The 24,429-nt window shown below is 71.9% G+C and carries 24 protein-coding genes and 1 riboswitch; of the genes, 9 read left to right on the top strand and 15 right to left on the bottom strand.

Translation table 11 applies throughout. The features are described from left to right. Nucleotides 1–101: 101 nt before the first annotated feature. Both AMK16_RS08510 and AMK16_RS08515 read right to left on the bottom strand, forming a co-directional pair. The gene (locus AMK16_RS08510; RefSeq protein ID WP_073911233.1) at nucleotides 102–446 is read right to left on the bottom strand and encodes a DUF1330 domain-containing protein; all 345 of its coding nucleotides are present in this window, start codon (nucleotides 444–446) and stop codon (nucleotides 102–104) included. Nucleotides 447–534: 88 nt separating this feature from the next. Further along, complete coding sequence (locus AMK16_RS08515) at nucleotides 535–1,509, bottom strand: GlxA family transcriptional regulator (protein WP_073911236.1); 975 nt, start codon at nucleotides 1,507–1,509, stop codon at nucleotides 535–537. 113 nt (nucleotides 1,510–1,622) lie between these two features. On the opposite strand from AMK16_RS08515, the gene AMK16_RS08520 reads away from it, so the two are divergent. Continuing rightward, entirely contained in the window at nucleotides 1,623–2,546 is a 924-nt protein-coding gene (locus tag AMK16_RS08520) for an NADP-dependent oxidoreductase (protein WP_073911238.1), read from the top strand. Nucleotides 2,547–2,652: 106 nt separating this feature from the next. Here AMK16_RS08520 and mnmA read toward each other — a convergent pair whose 3' ends face one another. Then, the gene (gene mnmA, locus AMK16_RS08525; RefSeq protein ID WP_073911241.1) at nucleotides 2,653–3,783 is read right to left on the bottom strand and encodes a tRNA 2-thiouridine(34) synthase MnmA; all 1,131 of its coding nucleotides are present in this window, start codon (nucleotides 3,781–3,783) and stop codon (nucleotides 2,653–2,655) included. 69 nt (nucleotides 3,784–3,852) lie between these two features. Between mnmA and AMK16_RS08530 the strand changes: the two genes are divergently transcribed. Continuing rightward, nucleotides 3,853–4,584 carry an N-acetylmuramoyl-L-alanine amidase gene (locus AMK16_RS08530; protein ID WP_073911242.1) on the top strand — a complete coding sequence of 244 codons (732 nt, stop codon included), beginning with the start codon at nucleotides 3,853–3,855 and terminating at the stop codon, nucleotides 4,582–4,584. Between the two features lie 79 nt (nucleotides 4,585–4,663). Here the strand turns inward: AMK16_RS08530 and AMK16_RS08535 are convergent, their stop codons facing one another. The 11 genes from AMK16_RS08535 to AMK16_RS08585 all read right to left on the bottom strand — a co-directional run bounded on the left by AMK16_RS08535 (nucleotide 4,664) and on the right by AMK16_RS08585 (nucleotide 16,909). Further along, entirely contained in the window at nucleotides 4,664–5,827 is a 1,164-nt protein-coding gene (locus tag AMK16_RS08535; RefSeq protein ID WP_073911245.1) for a cysteine desulfurase family protein, read from the bottom strand. Nucleotides 5,828–5,912: 85 nt separating this feature from the next. After that, nucleotides 5,913–6,770, bottom strand: a complete 858-nt coding sequence (locus AMK16_RS08540) for a thioesterase family protein (RefSeq protein ID WP_073911248.1) — start codon at nucleotides 6,768–6,770, stop codon at nucleotides 5,913–5,915. Between the two features lie 46 nt (nucleotides 6,771–6,816). Then, complete coding sequence (locus tag AMK16_RS08545; RefSeq protein ID WP_073911251.1) at nucleotides 6,817–7,473, bottom strand: trimeric intracellular cation channel family protein; 657 nt, start codon at nucleotides 7,471–7,473, stop codon at nucleotides 6,817–6,819. A gap of 220 nt (nucleotides 7,474–7,693) precedes the next feature. Further along, nucleotides 7,694–8,797: an ABC transporter ATP-binding protein gene (locus AMK16_RS08550; RefSeq protein WP_073911254.1), complete on the bottom strand. Its 1,104-nt coding sequence runs from the start codon at nucleotides 8,795–8,797 to the stop codon at nucleotides 7,694–7,696. Further along, nucleotides 8,794–9,888: an ABC transporter ATP-binding protein gene (locus tag AMK16_RS08555; protein ID WP_073911257.1), complete on the bottom strand. Its 1,095-nt coding sequence runs from the start codon at nucleotides 9,886–9,888 to the stop codon at nucleotides 8,794–8,796. The genes AMK16_RS08550 and AMK16_RS08555 overlap by 4 nt, the downstream gene beginning before the upstream one ends. After that, a complete protein-coding gene (locus AMK16_RS08560; protein WP_199885390.1) occupies nucleotides 9,885–10,883 on the bottom strand; it encodes an ABC transporter permease in 999 nt (332 codons plus the stop codon). Before AMK16_RS08560 ends, AMK16_RS08555 begins: the two co-directional genes overlap by 4 nt. Nucleotides 10,884–11,017: 134 nt before the next feature. After that, nucleotides 11,018–12,796 (bottom strand): ABC transporter substrate-binding protein, encoded by a 1,779-nt coding sequence (locus AMK16_RS08565; RefSeq protein WP_073911262.1) that lies wholly within the window; start codon nucleotides 12,794–12,796, stop codon nucleotides 11,018–11,020. Between the two features lie 74 nt (nucleotides 12,797–12,870). After that, entirely contained in the window at nucleotides 12,871–13,866 is a 996-nt protein-coding gene (locus AMK16_RS08570; protein WP_073911265.1) for an ABC transporter permease, read from the bottom strand. A 505-nt stretch (nucleotides 13,867–14,371) separates the two neighbouring features. Then, complete coding sequence (locus tag AMK16_RS08575; protein ID WP_073911268.1) at nucleotides 14,372–15,112, bottom strand: enhanced serine sensitivity protein SseB C-terminal domain-containing protein; 741 nt, start codon at nucleotides 15,110–15,112, stop codon at nucleotides 14,372–14,374. Between the two features lie 94 nt (nucleotides 15,113–15,206). Beyond that, the gene (locus AMK16_RS08580) at nucleotides 15,207–15,947 is read right to left on the bottom strand and encodes an enhanced serine sensitivity protein SseB (protein WP_073911271.1); all 741 of its coding nucleotides are present in this window, start codon (nucleotides 15,945–15,947) and stop codon (nucleotides 15,207–15,209) included. A gap of 257 nt (nucleotides 15,948–16,204) precedes the next feature. After that, nucleotides 16,205–16,909, bottom strand: coding sequence for an AAA family ATPase (locus AMK16_RS08585; RefSeq protein ID WP_073913428.1), 705 nt, complete (start codon nucleotides 16,907–16,909; stop codon nucleotides 16,205–16,207). Between the two features lie 180 nt (nucleotides 16,910–17,089). Continuing rightward, nucleotides 17,090–17,193, top strand: a riboswitch (glycine riboswitch). A gap of 140 nt (nucleotides 17,194–17,333) precedes the next feature. Here AMK16_RS08585 and gcvT point away from each other — a divergent pair. The 7 genes from gcvT to AMK16_RS08620 all read left to right on the top strand — a co-directional run bounded on the left by gcvT (nucleotide 17,334) and on the right by AMK16_RS08620 (nucleotide 23,562). Then, nucleotides 17,334–18,449, top strand: a complete 1,116-nt coding sequence (gene gcvT / locus AMK16_RS08590) for a glycine cleavage system aminomethyltransferase GcvT (RefSeq protein WP_073911274.1) — start codon at nucleotides 17,334–17,336, stop codon at nucleotides 18,447–18,449. 110 nt (nucleotides 18,450–18,559) lie between these two features. After that, nucleotides 18,560–18,943: a glycine cleavage system protein GcvH gene (gene gcvH, locus AMK16_RS08595; RefSeq protein ID WP_073911277.1), complete on the top strand. Its 384-nt coding sequence runs from the start codon at nucleotides 18,560–18,562 to the stop codon at nucleotides 18,941–18,943. Between the two features lie 15 nt (nucleotides 18,944–18,958). Then, nucleotides 18,959–20,215 (top strand): serine hydroxymethyltransferase, encoded by a 1,257-nt coding sequence (glyA, locus tag AMK16_RS08600; protein WP_073911280.1) that lies wholly within the window; start codon nucleotides 18,959–18,961, stop codon nucleotides 20,213–20,215. Between the two features lie 312 nt (nucleotides 20,216–20,527). Further along, the gene (locus AMK16_RS08605; RefSeq protein WP_073911282.1) at nucleotides 20,528–21,910 is read left to right on the top strand and encodes an L-serine ammonia-lyase; all 1,383 of its coding nucleotides are present in this window, start codon (nucleotides 20,528–20,530) and stop codon (nucleotides 21,908–21,910) included. A 151-nt stretch (nucleotides 21,911–22,061) separates the two neighbouring features. Further along, nucleotides 22,062–22,334: a hypothetical protein gene (locus AMK16_RS08610; RefSeq protein ID WP_073911286.1), complete on the top strand. Its 273-nt coding sequence runs from the start codon at nucleotides 22,062–22,064 to the stop codon at nucleotides 22,332–22,334. Next, nucleotides 22,331–22,723: a type II toxin-antitoxin system VapC family toxin gene (locus AMK16_RS08615; RefSeq protein ID WP_073911289.1), complete on the top strand. Its 393-nt coding sequence runs from the start codon at nucleotides 22,331–22,333 to the stop codon at nucleotides 22,721–22,723. Before AMK16_RS08610 ends, AMK16_RS08615 begins: the two co-directional genes overlap by 4 nt. A gap of 287 nt (nucleotides 22,724–23,010) precedes the next feature. Beyond that, nucleotides 23,011–23,562, top strand: a complete 552-nt coding sequence (locus AMK16_RS08620; protein WP_073911292.1) for an AMIN-like domain-containing (lipo)protein — start codon at nucleotides 23,011–23,013, stop codon at nucleotides 23,560–23,562. 78 nt (nucleotides 23,563–23,640) lie between these two features. Here the strand turns inward: AMK16_RS08620 and AMK16_RS08625 are convergent, their stop codons facing one another. Beyond that, the gene (locus AMK16_RS08625) at nucleotides 23,641–24,372 is read right to left on the bottom strand and encodes a flavodoxin family protein (RefSeq protein ID WP_107417086.1); all 732 of its coding nucleotides are present in this window, start codon (nucleotides 24,370–24,372) and stop codon (nucleotides 23,641–23,643) included. Nucleotides 24,373–24,429 lie beyond the last annotated feature (57 nt).

The raw sequence follows: 24,429 nt of genomic DNA on the forward strand, positions 1-24,429 counted from the left end.
GCCGGGCGGCGGCGGCCCGGTCCGGCCCGGGTGCGGCCGGGCGCGCGGGCCGGGCCCGGGGCGGGCGCGGGGCGGGCGCGGGGCGGGCCGTCCCGCCCGGGTCAGCGGCCGGCCTCGTCGCGCAGGCGCGCGGCCGTCCGGCCGGCGTCGTAGTCGGCCGGGACTCCCTCGACCAGGACGGCCTCACCCGGGATGTGGTCGGTGCGCAGCGGGAGGATGGCCTGGTAGGCCGGCGAGGCGTACCAGGCGCGGGCCCGCTCGATGTCCGGGAAGCCGATCACGACGACCGTCCCGGGGAAGGGGCCCTCCAGGACCTCGACCTGCGCGCCGTGGACGAGGAAGCGGCCCTCGAAGGGATCCATGGTCGCCTGGATCCGCTCCATGTAGCGCAGGACGTCCCCGTGCACGGACTCCGGGCGCAGGTGGGCGATGGCGTAAGCGGTCATGGCGGTCTCCCCGGGCAAGGGGCCCGCGGGTGCGGGCCGTTGCTCCGACTCTGTCAGCGGACCGGGCCCGGGGCGATTACCCCCGAGGTCATGCCAGGGCCGGGCTGTCGGGCTGGAAGGTGCGGCGGTAGGCGATCGGGGAGACGCCGAGGGCGGTGCGCATGTGCTGGCGCAGGGAGTTGGCCGAGCCGAAGCCGGCCCGGTGGGCGACCAGGTCGACGGGGAGGTCGCTGGATTCCAGCAGGTGCCGGGCGACCTCCAGGCGCTGGCCGGTGAGCCACTGGACCGGGGTCATGCCGACCTCGTCGCGAAAGCGCCGGGTGAAGGTGCGCAGGCTCATCCGGGCGTGGGCGGCCAGCTCGGCGAGCGTGACGGGCTCGGCGAGGCGCTCCAGGGCCCAGGCGCGGGTGGCGGTGGTGGTGGCGGCGGTCGGTTCGGGGACGGGACGGTCGATGTACTGGGCCTGCCCGCCGTCGCGCCACGGCGGTACGACGCACAGCCGGGCGGCGCGGTTGGCGGCGGCCGTGCCGTGGTCCCGGCGGATCAGGTAGAGGCACAGGTCGATGCCGGCGGCCACCCCGGCGGAGGTGAGGACGTCGCCGTCGTCGACGAACAGGACCTCCTCGTCGAGCCGGACGCGCGGGAAGGCCCTGCGGAAGTCCGGCGCGTGCACCCAGTGGGTGGTGGCGGCCCGGCCGTCGAGCAGGCCGGCGGCGGCGAGCACCTCGGAACCGGTGCAGATGGACACGGTCCGGGCGCCGGGGCGGATGCCGGCCAGGGCGGCGGCCAGGGCGGGCGGCAGCGGCTCGCCGCGCAGCAGCCCGGGCATGGCGTGGGTGGGCGGGACGATCACGGTGTCGGCCGCGGCGAGCGCCTCGGGGCCGGCCGCGACCCCGATGGTGAAGCCCGCGTCGCTCATCACGGGCATGCCGTCCGCGGTGCAGACGGTGACCTGGTACAGGGGGGTGCCGTCCTCGGCGCGGGCGTTGCCGAAGACCCGGGAGGGCATTCCGAGCTCGAACGGGGCGACGCCTTCGACGGCGAGTACGGCGACACGGTGCATGGCCAGATTCTGTCACAGGGTGGCCGTCCGGCCATCACCACGCGGGGCCCGGAGCCGCCAGGCTGGTGCGGTAGGCCGGGATACCGGCACGGATCAGCATCGAGGAGACATTCATGCGCGCCGTCGTCGTCAGCAAGTGGGGCGGACCCGAGGTACTCGTCGAGACGGAAGCCGAGCGTCCGGAGCCCGGCATGGGCGAGGTCCTGGTACGGGTGCACGCGGCCGGCGTGAACCCGGTGGACTGGAAGACCCGCGAGAGCGGCGGCCTGATCCCCTGGGGGCCGGTGCCGGCGGTCGGCTGGGACGTCTCGGGCACCGTCGAGGCCGTCGGACCGGGCGTCACGCTTTACCGGGCGGGCGACGAGGTGTACGGGATGCCCCGCTTCCCGCAGCAGGCCGGCGCATACGCCGAGTACGTGACGGCCCCCGCGCGGCACTTCGCCCGCAAGCCGGCCTCGCTGGACCACGTCCGGGCCGCGGCGCTGCCCCTGGCCGCGCTGACCGCGTGGCAGGCGCTGGTGGACACCGCCGGGGTCACGGCCGGGCAGCGGGTGCTGGTGCACGCGGCGGCCGGCGGGGTCGGCCACCTGGCCGTGCAGATCGCCAAGGCGCGCGGTGCGTACGTGATCGGCACCGCGAGCGCGGGCAAGCACGCGCTGGTGCGGGGGCTCGGCGCCGACGAGGTGATCGACTACCGCACGACGGACTTCGAGGACGCCGTCCGCGACGTGGACGTCGTGATCGACGCGGTCGGCGGGGAGTACGCGCGGCGCTCGCTGAAGGTCCTGCGGCCGGGCGGGCACCTGGTGACCCTTCCGGGCCCGGACGGCATCCCGGCCGACACGCGGGGCGTCCACGCCTCCTGGGTGCTGGTGGAGCCGGACCTCGGGGGCCTGAAGGAGATCGCGGCCCTGGTCGAGCAGGGCCTGCTGAAGCCGCTGGTCGACACGGTGCTGCCGCTGGAGCAGGCGGCGAAGGCCCACGAGATCGGCGAGCGGGGCCGCACCACCGGCAAGATCGTCCTGACGGTGGTCTGACGCCGGCCTCACCGCGCGGCGGGCGCCCCGGCGGCACGCCCGGCGCCCGCGATGAACCGGGCGCCCGCGGTGACCGGGCGCCCGGCATGACCGGGCGCCCCGCCGGCTAGACGCCGGCGGCAGCCCGGGTGGTGGTGGCGATGGTGGCCGAGCCGACCACGCGGGTGCCGTCGTAGAGCACGATCGCCTGGCCGGGGGCCACGCCGCGGACCGGTTCGGCGAAGGAGACGCGCAGCTCGCCGTCCACGAGCTCGGCGAAGACCTCGCTCTCGCCTCCGTGGGCGCGCAGCTGCGCGGTGTAGGTGCCGGGGGCGGCGGCCGAAGCGCCGCACCAACGGGGGCGGATCGCGGTGAGGGCCGTGACGTCGAGGGCCTCGGCGGGGCCGACGGTGACGGTGTTGTTCACCGGGGAGATGTCGAGGACGTAGCGCGGCTTGCCGTCGGCGGCGGGGTGGCCGATGCGCAGGCCCTTGCGCTGCCCGATGGTGAAGCCGAAGGCGCCCTCGTGGGTGCCGACCGTCCGTCCGGTCTCGTCGACGATGTCGCCTTCGGCCTTGCCCAGGCGGTTCGCGAGGAAGCCCTGGGTGTCGCCGTCGGCGATGAAGCAGATGTCGTGGCTGTCGGGCTTCTTGGCCACCGCGAGCCCCCGCCGCTCGGCCTCGGCGCGGATCTCTTCCTTGGTGGTGAGGGTGTCGCCGAGCGGGAAGAGGGCGTGGGCGAGCTGCTTCTCGTCGAGCACGCCGAGGACGTAGGACTGGTCCTTGGCCATGTCGGAGGCCCGGTGCAGCTCGCGGGTGCCGTCCTCGTTCAGGACGACGGTGGCGTAGTGGCCGGTGCAGACGGCGTCGAAGCCGAGGGCGAGGGCCTTGTCCAGCAGCGCCGCGAACTTGATCTTCTCGTTGCAGCGCAGACAGGGGTTCGGGGTGCGCCCGGCCTGGTACTCGGAGACGAAGTCCTCCACGACGTCCTCGCGGAAGCGCTCGGCGAGGTCCCAGACGTAGAAGGGGATGCCGATGACGTCGGCGGCGCGGCGGGCGTCGCGGGAGTCCTCGATGGTGCAGCAGCCGCGGGCGCCGGTCCGGAAGGACTGCGGGTTCGCGGAGAGCGCGAGGTGGACGCCGGTGACGTCGTGCCCGGCTTCCACCGCACGGGCGGCGGCGACGGCGGAGTCCACTCCGCCGGACATGGCGGCCAGGACGCGGAGGGGGCGGGCGGTGCGCGGCAGGTTCTCAGTCATAGCACCGTCCAGAGTACGGGGGAACCGGGCGGGGTCACGGCGCGTTGTCGGCTGTGGGGGGTGGATCACATGGCGAACAAGGGGAATGCGGCGAAGAAGCCGCCGGGAAAGGCTCCGGGGGGCGGGAAGTCCGCGGGGCGGACCCGCCGGGCCGTGCTCTTCGGCGGTCTCGGGCTCGTCGCGGCGGCGGCGATCGCCGGGCGGGAGGAGATCGGCCGGGTCTGGCGGCTGGTCCCGGGGGTCGCGAAGCCGCGCAAGGAGGGCGAGCTCGACCACGCGGGCGCGAGCTGGACGGCGGCCTCCCCGGCGAACTGGCGCAGGGCGGACCGGCCGGACGACTACCGGGTGGACCGGATCGTCGTCCATGTCACACAGGGCGGCTTCGAATCCTCGGTGGACGCTTTCAGAAATCCGTGGCACAAGGCGTCGGCGCACTACATCGTGCGCCAGGACGGCCACATAGAGCAGATGGTGCGCGAGCTGGACGTCGCCTTCCACGCGGGCAGCCGCTCGATGAACGAGCGCAGTGTCGGCATCGAGCACGTGGGCTTCGTGGACCGTCCGCAGGATTTCACCGAGACGATGTACGCGGCCTCGGCCCGGCTCGCAGCGGACGTCTGCCGCCGGTACGGCATACCGGCGGACCGCGCCCACATCCTGGGCCACTCGGAGGTCCCGGGCGCCGACCACACGGACCCCGGCCGGCACTGGGACTGGGACCGCTACCTGGGCCTGGTCCGCGAGGCCCTGCGCGCACCCGCGCCGACGCCGATGCCCACGGCGTCCGCGAAGACCGGCTGAGGGCGGCCCGCACCGGTTCAGGGGCCGTCCCGGGACCCGGCCCGGCCACCCGTACGGTCGGGCGGCCGGCGCGGCGCCCTCAGCTGAGGCCGGCCGACCGGGCGCGCTCCACGGCCGGGCCGATGGCCGCGGCCAGGGCGGCCACGTCCTCCTTCGAGGAGGTGTGGCCGAGCGAGAAGCGCAGGGTGCCGCGCGCGAGCTGGGGATCGGTACCGGCGGCCAGCAGGACGTGGCTCGGCTGGGCGACGCCGGCGGTGCAGGCGGAGCCGGTGGAGCACTCGATGCCCTGCGCGTCGAGCAGCAGCAGCAGGGAGTCGCCCTCGCAGCCGGGGAAGCTGAAGTGGGCGTTGGCCGGGAGCCGGTCGTCGGGGTCCCCGCCGAGGACGGCGTCCGGCACGGCCGAGCGGACGACCGCGATCAGCTCGTCCCGCAGGGCGCCGATCTCGGCGGCGAAGCGCTCGCGGCGCTCGGCGGCGAGGACGGCGGCCACCGCGAAGGCGGCGATGGCCGGCACGTCGAGGGTGCCGGAGCGCACGTGCCGCTCCTGACCGCCGCCGTGCAGCACCGGGACGGGGCTCTGGTCGCGGCCCAGGAGCAGGGCGCCGATGCCGTACGGGCCGCCGATCTTGTGGCCGCTGACGGTCATGGCCGCGAGGCCGCTGTCGCCGAAGGCGACGTCGAGCTGCCCGAAGGCCTGGACGGCGTCCGAGTGCAGCGCGATGCCGTACTCCCCGGCGATGTCGGCCAGTTCGCGGACCGGCATGACGGTGCCGATCTCGTTGTTGGCCCACATGACGGTGGCCAGGGCCACGTCGCCGGGGTTGCGCTCGACGGCCTCGCGGAAGGCGTCCGCGTGCACCCGCCCGTAGCGGTCCACGGGGAGGTACTCGACCCGGGCGCCTTCGTGTTCGGCGAGCCAGTGGACGGCGTCGAGCACCGCGTGGTGCTCGACGGGGCTGGACAGGATCCGGGTCCGGGCGGGGTCGGCGTCGCGCCGGGCCCAGTAGAGGCCCTTGACGGCGAGGTTGTCGGCTTCCGTGCCCCCGGCGGTGAAGACCACCTCGCTCGGGCGGGCGCCGATCGCCTCGGCGAAGGCCTCTCGGGCCTCCTCGACGGTTCGGCGGGCCCGGCGGCCGGCGGCGTGCAGGGAGGAGGCGTTCCCCGTGGCGGCGAACTGCGCGGTCATCGCCGCGGCGGCCTCCGGCAGCATCGGGGTCGTGGCGGCGTGGTCGAGGTAGGCCATGATCCCCCGATTCTACGAGCCCGCAGGGCCCCGGATCCCCGGCGGGGTCCGGCGGGACCGCGGCCCCGCCGGGGATCCGCGGCTTTCAGGCCTGCCGCGGCGCGCGGGCCAGCTGGCGGGACTGGGCGACCAGGCGGTCCGCCGAGTCCCAGACCTCGGCGTCCTCCTCCAGGAATCCGCCGGCCAGGTTCCGCGTCGTGATGGCGACGCGGAGCGGCCCCGCGGCCGGGCGGCGCCGGATGTGGGTGGTGAGTTCCACGGTCGGGGTCCAGCCGATCAGCCCGAGGTCGAAGGCGGTCGGCGGGAGCGCGTCCACCGCGAGGAGCAGGGACAGCGGGTCGGCGTCACGGCCGTCGGCCAGCTCGAACCAGGCCCGCATCTCGCCCTTGCCGGAGGGCGCGCCGACGGCCCAGCCCGCGGTCGCGGGGTCCAGCCGGAGCCGGAGCCGGTCGACGATCGCGGAGCTGCCGGGGATCGGGGCCGGTCCGGACTCGGCCCCGAGGCAGTCCTCGTAGGCCGGCATGGCGGGCGGCAGCGCGACGGTGCGCACGTCGTCCGACAGGCTGGAGAGGTCGCCGTAGGAGGCGAGGACGCGGATGCGTTCGACCTCGGCGCCGCTCTCGTCGTACTGGAAGAGCGAGGCCTGACCGGTGGAGAGGGTGCGGCCGACCCGGGCGACCTGCGTGCGGATCACGGCGGGGCCGGGCACGGAGGAGGTCAGGTAGTGCGCGGAGACCGTGAAGGGGTCCGGGTGCGGCAGGGCCGCCGACAGGGCCCGGCCGACCAGGGCCAGCAGGTATCCGCCGTTGACGGCGGTGATGATCGTCCAGCCGGCGGAGAGCTCCGCGTCGTACACCCCGGGCTCGTCCGCGCGTGCGGTGACGGTGGTGTCGCGGTCGAACTCGCTGTCGCCGATGGATGCCTTGGCAGCTGCGTGTGACATGAAACGACGGTACACCGCGATGCTACTAAGCGGTAGCTTTCTATTGTTACGGCTCTTCGGCCACGGCCGAGCGTCGGTTCCAGGCCAGTGGCGCCCGCCAGTGGTAGCGCATGGCGAGCAGGCGCAGCACGAACGTGGTGACGATGGCGAGGCCGGTGGTGACGCCGTTGAGGGCGTCGAATTCGATGAAGAGGGCGACCATCGAGGCGCCGACGACGGCGGGGACGGCGTACATCTCGCGGTCGCGCAGCAGCGAGGGCACCTCGTTGACGAGGACGTCGCGCAGGACGCCCCCGCCGACGGCGGTGGCCAGCCCGAGCGAGGCGGAGGCGGTCAGGCCGAGGCCGTACTCGTAGGCCTTGGTGGTGCCCGTCACGCAGAACAGTCCGAGGCCGGCGGCGTCGAAGACGGCGATGGCGCGGTTGATCCGCTGGACCTCGGGGTGCAGGAAGAAGACGAACGCGGCGGCGATCAGCGGGGTGAGGAAGAAGCTGAGCTCTCCGAAGGCGGCGGGCGGGACCGCCCCGATGGCGAGGTCGCGGAAGAGGCCGCCGCCCAGCGCGGTGACCAGGGCGAGCACGACGATGCCGAAGACGTCGAAGTTCTTGCGGACCGCGAGCAGGGCGCCGGCGGTGGCGAAGACGAAGATGCCCGCGAGGTCCAGCGCATGCTGGACCCCGGGCGGGAAGAGATCGTGGAGCACCGGGCCATTGTCACCCGCCGGGCGGCCCCGCCCGGCTCGCGGGGTCGCGGCACGTGGGACCGTCGCGCGGGAGCGGGCACGGGGAACGGGCGCGGGGGAACAGGCACGGGGGACCGGCGAGTGGGACCGTGGCGCGGGAACGGCGAGCGGGCCGGAGGTCCCCGGTGGGGCCGGGGTGCCTGTGGGTGGGGCACCCCGGCTCCCGCCGGGATTTCGGCCGCTACTCCGAAACCGTGACCACCGCGTCCGCCGCGCCCGGCAGGGGCTGGTCGCCCGGCGCCTGGTCGGGGGCGTTCTCCGGGTGGTGGCAGGCCACCTCGTGGCCCGTCTTCAGCGCCAGCAGCGGCGGTTCCTGCGTGGTGCAGATCTGCGTCGCCTTCCAGCACCGCGTGTGGAAGCGGCACCCGCTCGGCGGTGAGATCGGGGACGGCACGTCGCCCTTGAGCAGGATGCGCCCGCTCTTGGCCCCGCGCCGCCGCGGGTCCGGCACCGGCACGGCCGACATCAGGGCCGTGGTGTAGGGGTGCATCGGCGCCCCGTACAGCGACTTGTTGTCGGCCAGCTCCACGATCTTGCCGAGGTACATGACCGCGATGCGGTCCGAGACGTGCCGGATCACCGACAGGTCGTGCGCGATGATCACGTAGGTGAGGCCGAGCTCCTGCTGGAGGTCGTCCAGCAGGTTGACCACCTGGGCCTGGATCGACACGTCCAGCGCCGATACCGGCTCGTCCGCGACCACGAGCTTCGGCTTCAGGGCCAGGGCGCGGGCGATGCCGATGCGCTGGCGCTGGCCGCCCGAGAACTCGTGCGGGTAGCGGTTGTAGTGCTCCGGGTTGAGGCCGACGAGGGACAGCAGCCGCTGCACCTCCGCCTTGAGGCCGCCCTCGGGCTCCACGCCCTGGAGCTTGAACGGCGCGCTGACGATGGTGCCCACCGTGTGGCGCGGGTTCAGCGAACCGTACGGGTCCTGGAAGATCATCTGGATGTCCCGGCGCATCGGCCGCATCCCGGCGACGCCGAGGTGCGTGATGTCCTTGCCCTCGAACTCGACGGTGCCGCCGGTCGGTTCGAGCAGCCGCGTGATCAGCCGGCCCATGGTCGACTTGCCGCAGCCGGACTCGCCGACGACACCGAGGGTCTCACCGCGCCGGACGTCGAAGTCGATGCCGTCGACGGCCTTGACCGCGCCCGCCTGCCGCCGCAGCAGCCCCTTGGTGATGGGGAAGTGCTTGGTCAGGCCGGTGACCTTGAGCAGTGGGCCCGGAGAGTCCGTGGCCTGCGCCGGAACGGCGGCCGTGTCCGTCTTCTTGATCTCGCTCACAGCTTCGGCGCAATCTCTTCGGTCCAGATCCGGGTCCGCTCCTCCTGCGACATGTGGCAGGCGGACCAGTGGCGGGTGCCGTCCTCCGTGAGTTCCGGCCGCACCGTACGGGTCACGTTGCCCTTGGGTACGTCGGCGTACGGGCAGCGCGGGTTGAAGGCGCAGCCGTCGGGGATGTTGATGAGGCTGGGCGGCGACCCCTTGACCGGGATGAGCCGTTCGGTCTGCTCCCGGTCGATGCGGGGCATCGAGCCCAGCAGGCCCCAGGTGTAGGGGTGGCGGGGCTCGTAGAAGACCTTCTCCGCGGTTCCCCGCTCCACGCACCGGCCGCCGTACATGACGAGGAGTTCGTCGGCCATCTCGGCGACCACGCCCAGGTCGTGCGTGATCATGATGACCGCGGAGCCGAACTCCTTCTGGAGGTCGCGGATGAGGTCGAGGATCTGCGCCTGGACGGTGACGTCCAGCGCGGTGGTCGGCTCGTCCGCGATGAGCAGCTCGGGGTTGTTGACCAGCGCCATCGCGATCATGGCGCGCTGGCGCATGCCGCCCGAGAACTCGTGCGGGTAGCTGTCGACCCGCTTGTGCGGCTCGGGGATCCCGACGCGGTCGAGGAGCTCGACGGCCCGCTTGCGCGCCGCCTTCTTGTCGGCCTTGTTGTGGACCCGGTACGCCTCGGCGATCTGCTTGCCGATGGTGAAGTAGGGGTGCATCGCGGACAGCGGGTCCTGGAAGATCATCGCGATCTCCCGGCCGCGGAGCCGGCGCACCTCGTCCTCGTCGGCGGAGAGCAGTTCCTTGCCGTCCAGCCAGATCTCGCCGGAGATCCGGGCCCGCTGGCGGCCGTACTGGCCGACGCGGTGCAGGCCCATGATGCCGAGCGAGGTGACGGACTTGCCGGAGCCGGACTCGCCCACGATGCCGAGGGTCTTGCCCTTCTCCAGGGTGAAGGAGAGCCCGTCGACCGACTTGACCAGTCCGTCCTCGGTCGGGAAGTGCACCTTGAGGTCGCGGACCTCCAGGAAGGCGGTGGAGGGCCGGGTCGCGCCGACCGGTTCGTTCAGCGCTCCGGTCGTGGTGAGATCGGTCATGACAGCCTCACTCGGGGGTCGATCACCGCGTACAGGAGGTCAACGATGAGGTTCGCCGCGACGACGAAGAAGGCGGAGATCAGGGTGATGCCCAGGATGACCGGCAGGTCGTGGTCGCTGATCGCGCGGACCGCGCTGTAACCGAGGCCGTGCAGGGAGAAGGTGGACTCCGTCAGCACCGCGCCGCCCATCAGGGCGCCGAGGTCCAGGCCGAGGACGGTCAGGATCGGGGTCATCGTCGAGCGCATGGCGTGCTTGCCGATGACGACGGGTTCCGACAGGCCCTTGGCGCGGGCGGTGCGGATGTAGTCCTCGTTGAGGACTTCGAGCATGGTCGCGCGGGTGAGCCGCGCGTACATCGCCGCGTAGAGGAAGGCGAGCGATACCCACGGCAGGACCATGCCGTTGAACCACTTGCCCGGGTCGTCCGCGAAGGTCGCCTCGGGACGTCCGAACCAGCCGAGCTGGTCGGAGAAGAAGGCGATGAAGAGCATGCCCGTGAAGTAGATGGGGAGGGAGACGCCGGCGAGGGCGACGCCCATGGCCGAGCGGTCCAGGACGGTGCCCCGCTTGAGGGCGGAGATGACGCCGGTGGCGACACCGCCGATGACCCACAGGACGACGGCGCCGGCGGCGAGCGAGAGGGTGACCGGCAGCCAGTCCAGCAGCAGCGGCCACACCTCCTGCTCGGTCTTGAAGGAGTAGCCGAAGCAGGGCGCGGCGCATTGCGTGACGTCGGAGCCGTTGGCGTACGTGCGACCCGCCACCAGCCCGACGATGAACTTGCCGAACTGGACGAGGATCGGGTCGTCGAGACCCATCTTCTGCCGGATGCCCTCGATGGCGGCGGGGTCGGACTGCTTCCCGACGAAGTACAGCGCCGGATCCGTCCCGATCAGCTTCGGGAAGAGGAAGAAGATTCCGAAGGTCACCAGCGAGATGACCAACAGCATGACGATGACGGCGAACAACCGTCGGGTGAGGTATGCAAGCACTGCGCTTGGCCTGGCTGCGGCCCGGGGGCGCCCCCTTCCGGAGGACGCCCCCAAGCCGTAACCGCGGCCATCACCTGCCCTTCGTGCCTAGCGGGTGTGGCACTGGAACTTTTTGAACTGGGACTGCCGGACCGTTACTTCGTGACGCCGAGGGACGCGTAGTCGTACCGGCCGTTGTAGGCGTCGGTGGTGTACGCGTTCGTCAGGCGGCTGCTGCGCCAGGTGATCGTCTTGTCGTAGACGAAGGGCAGGTAGACCGCGGCCTCGGAGACCTTCTGGTTCATCTGCTTGTAGATCTCGCCGGCCTTGGCCGGGTCCGTCTCCGCGATGGCCTGGTCGAACAGGGCGTTGATGGCCGGGTCGTTCAGCTCGGAGAAGTTGTTGTTGCCGCTCTGCAGGATGAAGCGGCCGTCGACCAGCGGCTGGGAGAAGCCCTGCCCGGTCGGGAAGTCGGCGCCCCAGCCCATGATGATGATGCCGTAGCCCTTCTCCTTGACGACCTTCGGCGAACCGATGATGCCGGAGGTCTGGGCGCCGTCGATCTGGTCGACGTCGGCCTGGATGCCGACCTGCTTCAGGGCGTTCTGCAGGGAGACGGCCGTGGCGATCTCGACCGGCTTGTTGTTGCGGACCGCGATGGTGGTCTTGAAGCCCTCGGGCTTGCCGCAGGCCTTGAGGGCCTCCTTGGCCTTCTCGACGTTCGGCTTGCCGTCGTTCTTCAGGACCTCGTACGGGTCGTACTTGCCGTCGGAGCCCTTGATGCCCAGCGGGAGCATGTTGGGGGCGATGTCGCCGCCGGCCTGCGGGCCGCCGCGGGCGGTCTGCAGGGACTTCTTGTCCGCCGCGTAGATGACGGCCTTGCGGCAGTCGATGTTGTCGAAGGGAGCCACGGTCTGCGGGAAGACGGCGTACCGGATGAAGCCGGTCTGGCCGTTGTCCAGGTTGTCCTTGTGGTCCTTCAGCGCGGTGGAACGGGCCGCCTGGCCGATGCCGGTCGCGTTGATGTCGACGTCGAACTCACCGTTCATCAGGCGCTTGTCCATGTCGTCCGCGTTCGCCATGAACGTGACGGAGATGGAGTCCGGGAGCGCCTTGCGGATGGTGTCCGACTCGGGCTTGTAGTTCTCGTTGCGCGAGAGCTTCATGCTCTTGTTGGGCTCGTACGAGTCGATCTTGTACGGGCCGTTGGAGAAGGGCTTCAGGCCGTACTTGGCCGCGGTGTCCTTGTCCTGCTTGACCGGGCTCGCGGCGGGCATGGCCAGCATCTGCTCGAAGTCGCCGTTGGGCGCCGGGAGCTTGAAGATGATGGTCTTCGCGTCCGGGGTCTCGATCGCCTTGAGGCCGAGCTTGTCCGGGGCGGTGTCCTTGTACGGGCCCGGGTACTCGGTCTTCGGGTCGAGCACCTGCATCAGGTAGACCGGGCCGCCGGAGATGACGTCCTGGGCCCAGGTGCGCTCGATGCCGTACTTCACGTCCTGGGCGGTGACGGGAGTGCCGTCCTCCCAGGTCACGTTGTCCTTGAGGGTGTACTTGTAGGTCTTGCCGCCGTCGGTGATCTCGGCCTTGGCGGTCGCGAGGTCGGGGACGAGCTCGGTGCTCTCCGGGCCGGGAGCCGCCTTGAAGCTGACCAGCTGGCGGGCGTAGTAGCGGGAGAAGTCCCACATGAAGCCGTAGTAGCCGCGCTGCGGGTCCCACGAGTCGGCTTCCTGGGTGCCGACGAACTTGAGTTCGCCGCCCTTCTTGTCCGACGCGTTGGCGATCTTGCCGATGCCGGCGTTGAAGCCACCGCCGGACGCGGCGGACTTGTCGTCCTTCTTGTCGTCTCCGCCACAGGCGGTCGCGGTCAGCATGACCGCGAGCACGACGGCCGTGCCAGCGGCAAGCCTGCGCTTCGACGTGCGATGGGTAGTCACGATGCTCGCAACCCTCCGTTGTAGTTCCGGTGTACTTACGGCTCGGAGCCGGTTCCTGGTTTGCCCTGCGATGGCTAGCGGGAGCCCTTCGGGTCGAGGGCGTCACGGACGCCGTCGCCGAAGAGGTTGAAGGCCAGCACGGTGATGAAGATCGCTACGCCGGGGAAGATCATGAAGAGCGGATCGTCCTCGTAGGTCCGCACGGCCGTGGAGAGCGTCTCTCCCCAGGACGGCGTGGGCGGTTTGACGCCGACTCCGAGGAAGCTGAGGGCGGCCTCGGTCAGCACGTTGGTGGGGATCATCAGCGTCGAGTAGACCGTGATGGGCGCCACCAGGTTCGGGAGCAGCTCGCGGAAGAGGATGTACACGCGGCCCGCGCCCAGGCTGCGCGCGGCGTCGACGTACTCGCGCTCGCGCAGTGACAGGGTCTGCCCGCGGACGATGCGGCCGATGTACGGCCAGCCGAAGAAGCCGATGACCAGCACCAGTACGGCGATGCGCAGGCCCGATCCCTCGAACCCCCAGAGCTTGCCGGGGATCACCGAGATCAGCGCGATGATGAACAGCAGCTGCGGGAAGGCCAGCAGGAGGTCCATGACGCGGCTGATGGCGGCGTCGACCCAGCCGCCGAAGTAGCCGGCGACGACGCCGAAGACCGTCCCCAGCGAGACCGCGACGAAGGCGGACAGGAAGGCCACCAGCAGCGAGATCCGGGCGCCGTAGACGACCCGGCTGAAGACGTCACGGCCGTTGACCGGTTCGATGCCGAGCAGGAAGTCGCCGTTCATGCCGCCCCAGTCGCCGGCGGGCAGGCCGAGCAGCGGGTCCAGCAGGTCCTCGTGCAGTTCCTCCGGCGGGTGGCCGAACGCCGTGACGATCAACGGCGCGAAGACCGCGACGAGGATCAGCAGGAGCACGATGACGCCGCCGGCCAGGGCGACCTTGTCCCGCTTGAGGCGCAGCCAGGCGATCTGCCAGGGCGAGCGCCCTTCGATCGCCTTCTGCGGGACTCCGGGGGCGTCCACGGCTGCGGGCTCGGCCGCGGTGGTGTCGTGCAGTGGTGCCGTCATCGTGGTGGGGACCCCTCTCGGCCGACGGTGGCCGGCCCATGCCCGCCGCTGTGGCGGCTTGGTTCTATCGGCGTCGCTGATGGTGCGAAAGTGCGCGAAATGCGCATGAAGTGCACGCGAAGAGCTGGTGGTTTCGGGATTGACCGGCCTTCGGTGGGGGGAGTCTTCAACGCCCTCTCAATCGCCCGCCAGACCTGCCGGTGATGTGATGCGCAACCGTGATCTGCGCCGACACCTTCCGTTATCCGAACCGCGCGCGCTGGTGAGCGGTGAAACACCGCCCCTTCGGCGCGGAACGGACATCTGCCCCAACTGCCACGGAGCACATGGTTCTTGGGTGTATTCGGCTGATATGCCGAAGGCCGCACCGAGGGGGGACCGGTGCGGCCTTCGGGACGGATGTCTCCCTATGCGGATGTCATGGGGAACGGGCGGTACGGGCGGTCCGGGCGGGTAAGGGCCGCTTCGGGCGGGTGCCGTGACGGCCCGCCGGGACCGGCACGGGTCAGTACGCCGGCGCCTGGCCCTCGCGGTCGTAGAAGGGGCGGGTCTGGGCGCGCAGCCACATCGCGACGGGGTCGTGTTCGTCCGCCAGCGCCACCGTGCACACCGGGACGCCTTCGGGGACCACGCCGACCGACTGGCGCATCATCTCCCGTACGGACTCCAGCGCGGGCGCGGAGGCGTCGTACAGGTCGAGGCCGACGGCGAGGTACGGGGACCCGAGCGCGGGCTGCACCCAGGCGCGGCGCAGCGACCGGACGGCCGGGGTGCGGTGGGCGTGCTGGGTCAGCAGCCCGTAGAACTGCGGGAGCTCGATGGCCGGCTCGGACAGCCGCAGCGGCCCGGCCGGCATCCGGTCGAGGCCGGTCGCGATCCGGCGCAGGTCGGCCCAGGGCACGCCGAGCCCTCCGCCCTGGGCGTGCGGGTTGAGCCACAGCCCCCAGCGGTCCGGGTAGAGCGCGCGGGCGATGTCCCGCCCGGTGACCACCTCGTAGCCGCGGTTCCAGCCGCTGGCGGCCAGCTCCTGCGGCGAGGTGACGCAGGGCGCGTAGCCGAGGCTCTCGATCTCCATGCCGCCGTACTGGGCGTCCGGGGAGCCCGGCCGGCCCTGCCAGAGCAGCATCCACAGCCGCCCCTCGGCGAGGGCGTGCAGAAGCGACTCGTAGCTCTCGTAGCGCCCGGGAGTCACCTGGCGCAGCATGTGCTCGACCTGCCCGGCCGCGGCCGTGCCTGACGCACTCACCCGGTACCCCTCTTCGTCCGCCCGTCGTCCACGCGTGCTTTCCCGGACCTGCGCTCACGCGTGCGGCCAGGAGATGTAACCAGCTTAAGCGGCGCTACGGGAGGTAGAAGGGGCGTACGCGCTCACGAATCCAGTCCGTGACCGGGTCCTGGGCGGCGTCCAGGAGGATCAGCTGCACGGGCCAGGGAGCCGGGACCCGGGCCAGGGCCCGGCCGAGGGCCTCCATGGGGGCGTTCTGCGTCCCGGGATCCCATCCCACCAGGCGGACGCCGACGAACAGTTCCGGTTCCCCGCCCTCGACGCTGGCGAGGCAGCGGTGGGCTGCGGCGACCACGCCGGTGGCGCGGAACTCCTCGGCGGCGGCGGCCAGGAAGTCCACCGGGTCCTCCTGCCAGTCGGGCTCGTAGAGCCGCACGCGGCCACCGGAGGCCGGGCCGTCGAGGGGGCCGCGGCCGGTGCGGCACAGCTCCGCGACGGCGGGCGGGGGCAGCGGGACGCCGACGGCGCCCTCGGGGTTGAGCGCGATGCCGAGCTGGGGGGGCAGGCCGCGGGCGAACTCGACGGCGGGGGCCACGGCGTGGTCCATGCCGGGGCCGGCGCAGGCGCGGAACTGGCTCTCGGAGCTGTAGACCGGGACGTAGGCCGCCCCGCCGATCTCCATCGTGGGCAGGGTCAGGCCGGCGGCGCCCTGTTCGGGGCCACCGCCGCCGGGCAGGGGCACCCAGACGTGGCTGCGGCCGAGGACCTCCAGGATCCGCCCGCCGGCGTCCGGCTGCCCGAGCGCCGCCCCGAGCACCTGCTCCAGCTCATTCTCCGGCCAGCCGCTGCCCTGCATGTGCCCCTGCCTTTGTATGGATCCCGCCGAATGTCGTGCCGAGGCTATCCGCAGCCGCCCGCCGCCCCGCCCCCGGGCCGGACACCGCGCGCCTCGAACGCCGGCGGGGCTTCACGGGGGCGAGCCCATGCCGGTGGCTCCGCTCCAGGGCCGCGCCTCGAACGCCGGCGGGGCTGAGGGCGCCCCCGGACCCCGGCACGCCCCGCCACGCAACTCCGCCCAGGGCCGCGCCCGGGAGGGGTGGCCGGCCGGGTGGGTCAGGGGTGGAAGGTGATGGTGGTGACCTCGGAGGCCGCGCGGCGGTCCAGGAGGGTGGCGGAGGCGCAGCCGGCCGGCGGGTGGCCGGATTCCGCGTCCCGCAGGAGGCGGCCCACCGCCCCCCGGTGGCGGGCGAAGGCGTAGGCCGACACCCTGCGCCCCCGCGCCTCCTGCCCGGCCAGGGCCTCCTCGGCGCTGCTGTCCAGGAGGAGCAGGTGCAGCGCCCGCCCCCGCCGGCGCGCGGCGGCCGCGAGCAGGCCCCGGACCCAGCTCTGCGTGCCGCAGTCGTGGACGACCACCGAGGCCCCGGAGCGCAGCGCCCGCCACAGCCCCCAGTAGTGCGCGGCCCGCACCAGCGGCCGGTACACCCCGTACGGCAGCGCCGCCGGCATCCGGCGCTCCCAGCGCTCGCGCGCGTCCTGGGAGTCGATCGCCCCGCCCTCGGCGACGGCCCGCTTGATCAGCGTGGTCTTGCCCCCGCCCGGCAGGCCGGACACCACCACGATGTCCCCTACCGCGAAGCCGAGCCGCCGCGGCCCCTGCGCTGGGCCCCCGCGCAGGTCCCGTACGGCCCCGGCCCCGGCTGCCGCCCCCACCGCCCCCGCCGCGCCCCCGCGCACCGGCACCCGCACCCGCCGCTGCGCCGGAACCGCCTCCACGGTCCCGGTCGCCGCCGCCGCTACTCCGAATCTCCGCACAGTGATCGCCTCCCCCGAATCGGGCCGCAGGGCCCTTGCCCACTGAGTGTAAAGAGACGGTAATGCGGCGCCCCCGGTTCCGGTCCGGTCCCGCGAGCACCGCACGGTCTTTCGGGCCCGCCCGCCCGATCACCGCGGTGGCGTGCAATGATGTGCGCCATCTGGACCAACTGCATACCGGCCGCTTGAATCCGCGCGGGAGAGTCCCGGCACGCCGCAAGGCCGTGCGCGGGCGCCGAAGGAGCAAGAACCTCCCTTGAATCTCTCAGGCCCCGTACCGCGTGGATGAGGCAGATCTGAAAAGCGAGCTGCCCGCCAGCTCCACCCAAGGTGCAAGCCGAGGAACTCTCGGCGAACCTCTCAGGTTCCGATGACAGATGGGGAGGACCCTCCTCGTCATGTCATGCCCTGGGACTCGGGAGCCACACCCATGAGCACTGCCCCCCGCCTGACCGCCCTCGACGCGCTGCACCGCTCGCTCGGTGCGACCATGACCGACTTCGCGGGCTGGGACATGCCGCTGCGGTACGGCAGTGAGCGCGACGAGCACAACGCCGTGCGCACCAAGGCCGGCCTCTTCGACCTCTCCCACATGGGCGAGATCACCCTGACCGGGCCGGAGGCCGTCAAGGTCCTCGACTACGCGCTGGTCGGCAACATCTCCACCGTCGGCGTCGGCCGCGCCCGCTACACGCACATCTGCCGGGAAGACGGCGGGATCCTGGACGACCTGATCGTCTACCGCCTCGGCGAGAACGACTACATGGTCGTCGCCAACGCCTCCAACGCCCAGGTCGTCCTCGACGCCCTGACCGAGCGCGCCGCCGGCTTCGACGCCGAGGTCCGCGACGACCGCGACGCCTACGCGCTCATCGCCGTCCAGGGCCCGCAGTCCCCCGGCATCCTGGCCTCGCTGACCGACGCCGACCTGGACGGGCTCAAGTACTACGCCGGGCTGCCGGGCACGGTGGCCGGGGTGCCCGCGCTGATCGCGCGCACGGGCTACACCGGCGAGGACGGCTTCGAGCTGTTCGTCGCCCCGGAGCACGCCGTGGAGCTGTGGCAGGCGCTGACCAAGGCCGGCGAGGGCGTCGGCCTGGTCCCGGCCGGCCTGTCCTGCCGCGACACCCTGCGCCTGGAGGCGGGCATGCCGCTGTACGGGCACGAGCTGACCACCTCGCTGACCCCCTTCGACGCGGGGCTGGGCCGGGTCGTGAAGTTCGAGAAGGAGGGGGACTTCGTGGGCCGCGCCGCGCTGGAGGCCGCGGCCGAGCGCGCCGCCACGAACCCGCCGCGCAAGCTGGTCGGTCTGGTCGCCGAGGGCCGCCGCGTCCCGCGCGCCGGCTTCCCGGTCGTCGCCGGCGGCGAGGTGATCGGCGAGGTGACGTCGGGCGCGCCGTCCCCGACCCTGGGCAAGCCGATCGCGATGGCGTACGTGGACGCGGCGCACGCCGCGCCCGGCACCTCCGGCGTCGGAGTCGACATTCGCGGTACGCATGAGCCGTACGAGGTCGTGGCTCTGCCGTTCTACAAGCGGCAGAAGTAACGCTGCCCACGGCCTGTCGCACGCGCGGCCGTACGGATCGCCGTACGGCTCCGTCTCAGTACCCAAGACCGCTGTCCCTTCCACTCCCCCGCATCCAGGAGAATCAGGCCATGAGCAACCCCCAGCAGCTGCGTTACAGCAAGGAGCACGAGTGGCTGTCGGCCGCCGAGGACGGCGTGGCGACGGTCGGCATCACGGAGTTCGCGGCCAACGCGCTCGGTGACGTCGTCTACGCCCAGCTCCCCGAAGTGGGCGACACGGTGACCGCGGGCGAGACCTGCGGTGAGCTGGAGTCCACCAAGTCGGTCAGCGACCTGTACTCCCCCGTCACCGGCGAGGTCGTCGAGTCCAACCAGGACGTCGTGGACGACCCGGCGCTCGTGAACACCGCTCCGTTCGAGGGTGGCTGGCTGTTCAAGGTGCGCGTCTCCGGGGAGCCGGACGACCTGCTCTCCGCCGAGGAGTACGCCGCGCTCACCCACTCCGACAACTGACCCCAGGGACTCCTGATGTCTGTGCTGAACACCCCTCTCCATGAGCTCGACCCCGACGTCGCCGCCGCCGTCGACGCCGAGCTCGTACGCCAGCAGTCCACCCTGGAAATGATCGCGTCGGAGAACTTCGCTCCGGTCGCCGTCATGGAGGCCCAGGGCTCCGTCCTCACCAACAAGTACGCCGAGGGCTACCCGGGCCGCCGCTACTACGGCGGCTGCGAGCACGTCGACGTGGTCGAGCAGATCGCGATCGACCGCATCAAGGCGCTGTTCGGCGCCGAGGCCGCGAACGTGCAGCCGCACTCCGGTGCCCAGGCGAACGCGGCCGCGATGTTCGCGCTGCTGAAGCCGGGCGACACGATCATGGGCCTGAACCTGGCCCACGGCGGTCACCTCACCCACGGCATGAAGATCAACTTCTCCGGCAAGCTCTACAACGTGGTCCCGTACCACGTCGACGAGACCGGTCAGGTGGACATGGCCGAGGTCGAGCGCCTCGCGAAGGAGTCCAAGCCGCAGCTGATCGTCGCGGGCTGGTCCGCCTACCCGCGCCAGCTGGACTTCGCCGCCTTCCGCCGGATCGCGGACGAGGTCGGCGCGTACCTGATGGTCGACATGGCGCACTTCGCCGGCCTGGTCGCCGCGGGTCTGCACCCGAACCCGGTGCCGCACGCCCACGTGGTCACCACCACGACGCACAAGACCCTCGGCGGTCCGCGCGGCGGTGTCATCCTGTCGACGCAGGAACTGGCCAAGAAGATCAACTCCGCGGTCTTCCCGGGCCAGCAGGGCGGTCCGCTGGAGCACGTGATCGCGGCCAAGGCCGTCTCCTTCAAGATCGCGGCCTCGGAGGACTTCAAGGAGCGCCAGGTGCGCACCCTGGAGGGCGCGAAGATCATCGCCGAGCGCCTGGTGCAGCCGGACGTCACCGAGGTCGGCGTCTCCGTCCTGTCGGGCGGCACGGACGTCCACCTGGTCCTGGTCGACCTGCGCGACTCCGAGCTGGACGGCCAGCAGGCCGAGGACCGGCTCCACGAGATCGGCATCACGGTCAACCGCAACGCCGTCCCGAACGACCCGCGGCCGCCGATGGTCACCTCGGGTCTGCGGATCGGCACGCCGGCGCTCGCCACGCGCGGTTTCGGGGCCGAGGACTTCACCGAGGTCGCCGAGATCATCGCGGCCGCGCTGAAGCCGGAGTACGACAGCGAGTCCCTCAAGGCGCGCGTCTGCGCGCTCGCCGCGAAGTTCCCGCTGTACCCCTCGCTCTAGACGGCGCCGAAGGGCCCGGCCTTGCTCGCGCACAGGCCGGGCCCTTCTCATGACCGCGCGCCCCGGGCGGATGCGGCCCGCTCCCGGGCCGGCCCAGACCCCGCTCGCCCCGGCCCGCCCCGACCGGCCCGACCGGCCCGGCCCGACCGGCCCGGCCCGACCGGACCCAGCCGACTCTGGGGATACGTCTCCCGCACGCGTCCGGAGACGAGCCGTTCACTCCACCGCGTTAAGCTCGTCTGTCGGACAAAATCCGAACAATCCGCCTCTCCCGCCCCCTCCCACCCCACGAGCAGACAAGGGAGTCCGCCAGTGGCCATCTCCGTCTTCGACCTCTTCTCCATCGGCATCGGTCCGTCCTCCTCCCACACGGTCGGTCCGATGCGCGCGGCGCGCATGTTCGTGATGCGGCTGAAGAAGGACGGCGTGCTCGCGCAGACGGCGTCCGTACGCGCGGAACTGTTCGGATCCCTCGGCGCGACGGGTCACGGGCACGGCACTCCCAAGGCGGTGCTGCTGGGCCTGGAGGGCCACTCCCCCCGCACGGTGAACGTGGAGAGCGCCGACGCCGAGGTGGAGCGCATCCGCCAGAGCGGCCGCCTGCGCCTGCTCGGCGCCGAGATAGGCGATGTCCATGAGATCGCCTTCGACGAGCCGAACCAGCTGATCCTGCACCGCCGCCGCTCCCTGCCGTACCACGCGAACGGCATGACCCTCTTCGCGTACGACACCGCCGGCACCCCGCTGCTGGAGAAGACCTACTACTCGGTGGGCGGCGGTTTCGTCGTGGACGAGGACGCGGTCGGCGAGGACCGGATCAAGCTCGACGACACGGTGCTGAAGTACCCCTTCCGCTCCGGTGACGAGATGCTCCGCCTGGCGAAGGAGAACGGCCTGTCGATCTCCTCGATGATGCTGGAGAACGAGAAGGCCTGGCGCACGGAGGACGAGATCCGCGAGGGCCTCCTGGAGATCTGGCGGGTCATGCAGTCCTGCGTCTCGCGCGGCATGTCCCGCGAGGGCATCCTCCCGGGCGGTCTGCGGGTCAAGCGCCGCGCCGCCGGCACCGCCCGCCAGCTGCGCGCCGAGGGCGACCCGCAGGCGCACGCCATGGAGTGGGCGACGCTGTACGCGATGGCCGTCAACGAGGAGAACGCGGCGGGCGGCCGGGTCGTCACCGCCCCCACCAACGGCGCCGCGGGCATCATCCCGGCCGTCCTGCACTACTACATGAACTTCGTGCCGGGCGCGGACGAGGACGGCGTGGTCCGCTTCCTCCTCGCGGCTGGCGCGATCGGCATGCTCTTCAAGGAGAACGCCTCCATCTCCGGCGCCGAGGTCGGCTGCCAGGGCGAGGTGGGCTCCGCCTGCTCCATGGCGGCCGGCGCCCTCGCCGAGGTCCTGGGCGGCACCCCGGAGCAGGTCGAGAACGCGGCCGAGATCGGCATGGAGCACAACCTGGGCCTGACCTGCGACCCGGTCGGCGGGCTGGTCCAGATCCCCTGCATCGAACGCAACGGCATGGCGGCGGTCAAGGCCGTCACCGCGGCGAAGATGGCGATGCGCGGCGACGGGTCCCACAAGGTCTCCCTCGACAAGGTCATCAAGACCATGAAGGAGACGGGCGCGGACATGAAGGTCAAGTACAAGGAGACCGCGCGCGGCGGCCTCGCGGTCAACGTCATCGAGTGCTGAGGCCGTAGGCCCTGACCAGCGCGTTTCTGTCTTTCGGCGCTGTCAGGGCCTTCCCTGCTTGCACGGCGGAAAGTCCCTGGAATCCCCTCGGGCGCCACAGATCAAAGAATCCCCCCACCCCAATAATAAGAATCTTGTTAAACTTGGCCCCATGCCTACCTCCCCGTTGCCCGGCGAAGGACCCGTCCGGCCCGTATCGGTCTCGCTCCACGAAGGCACCATCGCTGCCCTCAAGGCACGTACGGGCAAACGAGGTATGTCCGCCTATGTCGAGTCCCTCATCCAGCGCCAACTGGAACGGGACCGACTGCGCGAACTCATCGAGGATGCGGAAGCCGAGCACGGCCCGGTCGACCAGTCGGCCGTCGACGCCAAACGCGCGATCCTGCGCGGCGAGACGGCCGGCTCGGCGGACGCCGCGTGAGCGGCACGCTCGTCCTGGACTGCGAAGGCCTGTCAAAGCTCGTACGACGCACACCTGAGATCACTGAGTGGCTGACGGCAGCCGAAGCCGAAGACATCCGCGTCGTCACCAGCTCCGTCACCCTCGTCGAAGCACGTGACCCCAAGGCCAGCCAGGCACGCTTCGACTACGCCGTCTCCCGCGTGAACATCATCCCGCCCAACGAAGCCATCGCCCGCCACGGGAGCAAGCTCCTGGCCGCGGCCGGACTGCACGGCCACAAGTACGCCCTCGACGCCATCGTGGCCGCCACCGCGCTCACCTCCCCGGCTCCAGTGACCGTCCTGACATCGGACCCCGAAGACCTCCTGATGCTCTGCGGTCCCAGCGTCCGCATCATCAAGGTCTGACCTCGAGGCCTCGCCTCGACCCACCCCTTGCGCGTGCTGACCTCCGACGGCGCTCGGTAGACGGTGGGCGGTCGGCGGTGGACGGCGGGCGGTGGACAGCAGGGGGCTGCGGCAGGTCGGCGGCAGGTGGTCGGCGCGTGCGCCGGGCCCCTGCCCGTCCGCCGGAGCGAGCAGGGTACGGCGCCCCGCCTCCCCGGCGGCGTACCCGTCGTGCAACCGCGGGCGGCCGGCGTTCGTCTCCTGGGGTGACACCTCTGTCCCCACCTCTGGAGAATCGAGGGGACGTCATGATCCTTCCGCGTTCACGCCGGGGTTCACGTCCGGGTTCGCGTCCGGGCCTTCGCCGGCGCCGGCTCGTGGCCCTGGCCACCGGGGCCCTCCTCACCACCGGGACCGCGCTCGCCGTCCCGGCTTCGGCCGCCGCCACCACCGCCCGCTCGGCGACCCCGCTCGTCGTCGACGCCCGCTGGGGCGGTCACTGCACCTACGACCGGCTCGTCATCGACCTGCGGGGGTACGTCCCCGGGGTCACCGTCTCCCCCGTCCCCCGGCTGGTCTACGACGGGTCCGGCAAGCCCGTCCCGCTCGCCGGGAAGTACTTCCTGGAGATCCGCCTGCACCCCGCCGCCGGGCACGACGACGCCGGCAACAACGTCTACGCCGGGCCCAAGCTCCAGAAGATCTACCTCAGCAAGCTCAAGGGCATCGCCCTGACCGGCGACTACGAGGGGTACGTGACCTTCGGCGCCGCCTTCGACACCGCCCCGTCCTACTCCACCACCGTCCTGCACTCGCCCGAGCGGCTGGTCCTGGACGTGGCGCACCCGAACGTGTGCTGAACCCGGGCCGCGCCGGCGGGAGCCGAAGGATGTCTCCTGCCGGCCCGGCCCGGCCTGACCGGCAGGAGGTCCACAGCACTAGCGGTGCTCGGGATTGGGGAAGTCGAAGCGGCACCGCGCGTCCCAGAGCGAGCGCTGGTTCCCGTGCGCCGGGATGCCGCCCGCCCGCTTGAGCAGGGCGGCGAGGTGCATCAGGTTCCAGGACATGAAGGCCGTGTTCCGGTTGGTGAAGTCGTTCGCGGGGCCTCCCGAGCCCGGGTCGAGGTAGGAGGGCCCGGGACCGGCCTCGCCGATCCAGCCGGCGTCGGCCTGCGGGGGCACGGCGTAGCCGAGGTGCTGGAGGCTGTAGAGGATGTTCATGGCGCAGTGTTTGACGCCGTCCTCGTTGCCGGTGATCAGCGCGCCGCCGACGCGCCCGTAGTAGGCGTACTGCCCCTTCTCGTTGAGGAGGGAGGAGCAGGCGTAGAGCCGCTCGATGACCCGCTTCATCACGGAACTGTTGTCGCCGAGCCAGATCGGACCGCAGAGCACGAGGATGTCGGCGTCCATGACCTGGCTGTAGAGGACCGGCCACTGGTCGCCGTCCCAGCCGTGCTCGGTCATGTCGGGCCAGACGCCGGTCGCGATGTCGTGGTCGACGGCGCGGACGAGTGAGGTCCGGGCGCCGGCCGACTCCATGACGGCGCGGCTCCTGGCGATCAGGCCCTCGGTGTTGCTGGTCTCGGGCGAGCGCTTGAGCGTGCAGTTCACGTAGAGGGCGGTCAGGTCCGAGTAGTCCGGACGGTCCGCGGGGTCGGAGTCGGCAGCCACGCCCCCAGCCTGCACGGGGCGGCCCGGCGCCGCCACCGGGGCGCGTCCGTACGGGGA

Origin of the sequence: Streptomyces sp. CB00455 (assembly GCF_001905445.1) — a bacterium.
Lineage (GTDB): Bacteria > Actinomycetota > Actinomycetes > Streptomycetales > Streptomycetaceae > Streptomyces.